Consider the following 5,670-nt stretch of genomic DNA (forward strand, 5'->3'; position numbering starts at 1 on the left):
AATAGTTGACCGGTACATATCGTGGTGTCTCTGCATTGACACTGGCAAACAGCTTAGGTAGTCGTGTTACACAAACACTTAATATCAAGCGTAGTAGCTTTGGTTCTGACAAGATGGAATCAGATTTACATAGTGCTTTGGGTAACTGGGTAATTACAGCCATGCAAGGTGCTGATCTTATCCACATCCAAGAGATGTCTATGGCTGATCATGAAGCCAATATTGCTAAACTGGATATGAACCCAGATGATCAAAAAGCCCTGCTTGAAGAAAGCCAACAAACAACGAAAGCAAACAGTGCATTTAGTGTGGCTCGTTTTGTATCATTCACTGATGAAACAGGGGAAGGTCGTAATGATCTATTAGATGAGATCGCTGAACTAAATAAAGGTACAGGTAGTTTCTTGGCTGATATTATGGGTGGTGTGAGTATGGCTCGTTACCCATTACTCAGAGCACCTAAGCCAGAGAGTGTTAAAGAAAAGATTAAGCGTACCATTGCTAAAGTCAGTAAAGTGCAAGCTGAACGAGTCAGTAAAGCACAGCAAGAGTCTATGGTAATTGAAGAAGATTTCTTTGCTTTAGCTACTGGATTGGAAGCAGAGCATTCAGATGCATTCCATCAGATGATTGGTTCACAAGTAACCCAAGAACAGCTAGACTCAAAGCATGACAGAGATCATGCAGGTATGCTAGGTAAAGCTGAAGCAACTAAGCGAGATTGGGAAAATGCAGTCAGTTGGATTACTGCTATTCCAGCAGTCAATGGTGTACGAGAATACTGGGATACTATGTTCATGGCGGTGAACTCTCGTATGCATCTCAATGCAACCGTGATGAATATCCAAGGCTCTAAGCTACATCGTGCAATGGCTGATCTAAAGAACTTCAAAGTATCTATCAAGATTAAGCAAAAGGGTAAGAGTACGCTTGAGAGCATGGTAGCTAAGCTTAAGGATAAAGGCTCAAAGATCAAAGCCAAAGACTTAACTAATGAAGAGCTTAAGCTGATGTTCTATATCCGTGCCATGGGTGAGAATGCTGAAGGTAGTGAAGACTTCATTGAGACTTGGATTAAAAACAGTGAATATGCTGAAACGTTTAAAACAGGCTTTACTGTAGATAAGCTACCAAGCTATGTATTCATTCCTGCTTTCTTGGATTATATGGGTCAAGACTATATCCAAGATGCTATGAAAGCTGTCACCAAGCAAATGAACGGTGAGAAGCTAACCGCATCAGAAATGGATAAGATTACAACAGCAGTAGCTGACATGGATATGGGTGCAAGCTCATTGCGTGCATTGATGGAGATGACTAAATTCCATAATGCTACTGAAAACCAAGAAGCTACTGTATCATTGACTACTTCACTTGGCTTAGGCTCTGATGGTCTAAACAACGGTGCAGCATTGGCTCATATCTGGAATGGTGCAATTGATAAGAAGCTACTTGATCGTACTGGCTTTTATGTATCTCAGAGTCAGTATAGAAACTACTTCCAAGCTCGTCATGATAATACCGTGGGGGATTATTATACTGGCTTTGTGGATTTCTTGAAAGCTGCGTTAGATCCTAATCTCTCTGACAGCTATATTCAAAAGATTAATGATAAGATCACTCGCTTGGAAGATGAACTGGCTAAAGCCAAAACAAAAGATCCAGCTAAGCAAGAGCAAATCCAGCAATTACAAACCAGTTTAAAGCACATTGAGAGTATCCAAAAAGTACATACTGCACTTTCAAAGCGTAGTGTGGCTAAGGCTATCCTTGTACCATTTAACTATGGTGCAGGTATGAAAGCACTAGGACGCTCTGTGTTTGGTGAGTTCATGAAAGATACTCAAGCCATCATGGTAAAAGCGGCTAATAAAGATAAAGAAGCTTATCAACGCTATTTGGATGGTGAGATTAGCAAAGAAGAGTACGATGTCATTCGTGAAAAGGTCATCTACGACAAAGGTAAAGAAGGTAAAGATCCAAGTCTGGCTGAACTGATGGAAGTTATCCAAGATCTTACTGGACAAAAGACGGTATCTCTGGTTGTGGAAAACGATCCTACAACAGATGGTAAAAAGGGTGAAGTAAACTTTGATACATCTATCAATCCAAGAGTACTGCTTCATGCTTGGTTTGATCAAAAGACAGAAACCAAACTACAAGAAGTCTATGACAACAGCGTAGGTGAAGCTGTCATTGCTACATTGCGTCAGTATGAAGAAGACTACATCAATGCTAAGCAAGTGAATATGGAGCTACTACAAGCCAATATCGCTTTATTTACTGAAGTGTATAAAAAGGTAGAAGCCAAGGCTATTCAAAAAGTCATTGAGCGAGATACATTGCATTGGATCAAGCAAGGCTATTCTGAAGAAGAAGCTAAAAAGATTGCTGAAAAAGAAATGCAGATTGTAGGTCTGACTGATCAAGACAGACAAGAATATGTGCATAAGATTATGGATGGATTACAAGCCAAGATCCATACAGCATATAGTGCTGAAAGAAATGAAACTGGCTCAATGATCCAACTGACTGAGAATGACAGTGTACTCAAGGGGGATACTGATGGCATCTCAGAGAATGAGTTCTATGTGATGAACGAAGATGGGTTACTGCAAACATTTAGTGGTAATACAGGTATTCGTACTCGTGAACTGACAGGCAAAGCACTACTGGCTAACTCAGCTCAGACACAGTCAATGGATAGCTATATCTCATCTTACGCCATGGCTTTGGGTAAGCGTATCAATATCAACGTCCATGATGCGAATATTGGTGCACTGGATAATCAGATTGATATGATTAACCATCAGAACAAAGCAGCGTTTATTGCATTGGCTTCATATAATGGTCAACTTGAGAGTTTAAAAGCACTGAAGCAAACCACTGAAGCAATGCTAGAGCTACATGAAACCAAAGAAATTGAACTGGATTTATCACAGTCTGGTGCAACGATGGGTGCATTATCTGCTTTGTATAAGCAATCAGGAAGTGTATGGCAGAATGAGCGAAACAAGCTTGATATGCTGATGGAGATTGAAACCGTTAGCCAGTATGCAGGTGAGTTGGGTGAGTACACTATCACAGATGACGATAAAAAACTCATTGATAAATCTCGTGAACAGGTAGAGTCTGTACTGGGTAAAGTAGGTGAGACTATTCCAAAGCAAGTACTAAGCTTGGCAGAGAAGTACAACATCAAGTTTGTTAAACCTGTGGAGTTCGTGGCTAACCCAAGAGCAGTAACACCTAGATATATCATGGGTGGTGGTACAGCTAAGACTCGTGAGTTCAAAGCTATGATGGCTAATGCTGGCTTACAGTATGACTTGGCTGTACCAGATGATATGAAGCGTGAGGATAACCAAGGATCAAGTGATGCTGCTCATCAATGGCTGAAGCATAATATCAAAGATTACCCACGCAAAGGTGATAATGCTCTCTACCAAAACAATAGCATGAAAGTCACTTATTTATCTATCAATGAAGCAGATGCTGTATATGTCAGTGATGCGATGTATGAGGGTAAAGATGGTCGCATCTATACTGGATTTAAAGCCAAAGAGATCATCAGCTATGCCAATAAACTGGATAAGCCAGTATATCTTTATAACCAGTATGAAAAGACTTGGTTGGGCTATGATCGTGTACAAAAAGAGTTTGTACCTACTCATGTTGGCTTAACCAGTCAACCTGCTGTCTTTGAAGGTGGTGGGATGAATGCTGATGCTATTATGGCTCTAATGGGCGATGGGGTAATCACAGAGAGTCCTGTTGCTGATATCACTGTTAATACTGCTACAGAAAGCGTGGCAACAGAAGTACAGCCTACTATCAAAACAGTTGCTCAGCTTCAATCTTATATCTCTGGATTAACCAATGCTCATGCTTTTAGCAAGAGCTTGAATAAGTATCTGATGAGTGCTGTAAAAGACTTCAATCCAAAAGTGAAAATTGATGTTAGTGAAGTCACTGGGGGTTATGCTAAGTATGATCTAAGCAATAACACCATTACGCTTGATCCTGTTATCCATGACCCAACAGCAGCGGATGGGGCTAAGCTTAAGCTGATTAACCATGAGCTACTTCATGCACTGACTGAAGCCAGTATTCAAAGTAACAATCCAAAGTATGCTAAGCCTATCAATCATCTATATCAAATGATGGATCAAGTGCTACAAGCATGGCATAGTGGTACAACCAGTCCTGAGCTTAATGATATTTTAAATATCATCAAAGATCTACCAAGAGAGCAGGCACTGAGTGAGTTTGTGGCTTATGGTATGACTGAACCTGCGATGGCTAAGTTTATTGATAATACCCTTAAGCTAGAGAATATCAAAGGCTTAACACTGTCTAAACGAGTTAGTCATGCCTTTGATTACTTTATCGCTGCTGTGTATTCTGCTCTTGGCTTAGGCAAGACAGGGTATAAAGCCTTTGCTGAAACTGTTCATGATTTGATGGATACAGTGACAGATTTACCTGTGACACCAGTACAACCTGTCTATAGTAAATCAGCAATGAAATCAGTACAGGAGAATATCAAGCGTGGTAAGGACGCTATGAATAAAGCAATCGTAACTAAAGCTGATGTTAAGCGTGCGATGTATCGCAATGATATTGGCTGGGTTGATTTTGTTTGGGGTAGTACAGGTACTATCAAAGCCAATGGTAAAACCAAAGGTGCTATGGGTATCAGCCATATCATTGAAGCTCGTATGCGTAAAGATGATATGAGCTATGATGAAGTGGTTGAAATGCTTGAAAATAAGGTGGTACAGGCAATCGCTTCAGGTAGTACAAGTCAAGTATATGAACGAGGGACTGCAAGAAGTATCTTTATTGAGTACAGCGGATACCGTGTGACACTCATTAAGAGAGAAGGTAGTAATAGCTGGCTTATGAACGCTTTTGAAATATTTGATGAAAAGTCAGATGGTGATAAGGCAAAGAGTAACGATTTGTCCTTATCTACGCACAACACCCCTACACGTCATCGTGGTGATGTGGGAGCATCTGATAAAACTAATGTATCACAAAACGAAACAGAGAGCAACGATACCACTCGTTTCTCTCAAGTGTTTGATGAAATCCATAAGCAATCAGCAACTGAAGTCTATAAACGCATAAAAGATGAAGGCATCACTACTGAATGGTCTAATCACTTGGATTTAATGGTATCAACCATTTACGATACACACTATGAGTCGCTAACAGCTGATATGAAGTCTGTACTGGATGAAAGCTTTGATACTGTGTTTAGCAACAACCCAATCAGTATGACTGATAAAGAGTCAGCTGCTTATGCTGCTGTGTTTGCTGTACTCAAGCATATCTATGAAGAAGGTACAAACAGACATTTAATCTCAGAGCTGAATAAAGTATATGAGCAGGTAGTCAATCAATTTGCTACAGTTGAAGATTACTCACCTGAAGACTACACTGCTGCACAAGACATGAACGATAAACAGTATATGTCTTATATTGAAAACCAGTTCAATGAAATCTTTAGAGATACCAGCTCTGATGCTATCCCTAAAGTACTAGCTTTGATCCTGACTAATCAGCAGTTCTCAAATAAAACCAAAGCTAAGCTTAAACTTCGTGAATTAAAGCATGACACTTGGTTTGATAAGCTGATGAATATCTGTGTACCGGTACAATATT

The 5,670-nt window shown here is 40.0% G+C and carries 1 protein-coding gene; it reads left to right on the forward strand.

The window, feature by feature from the left end; genetic code table 11:
• Positions 1 to 626: 626 nt before the first annotated feature.
• Positions 627 to 5,670: putative barnase/colicin E5 family endoribonuclease (locus B0680_RS10500; RefSeq protein WP_456080958.1), on the forward strand; the 5,044-nt coding region annotated here is incomplete at its 3' end.

Origin of the sequence: Moraxella pluranimalium, assembly GCF_002014825.1 — a bacterium.
Taxonomy (GTDB): domain Bacteria; phylum Pseudomonadota; class Gammaproteobacteria; order Pseudomonadales; family Moraxellaceae; genus Moraxella; species Moraxella pluranimalium.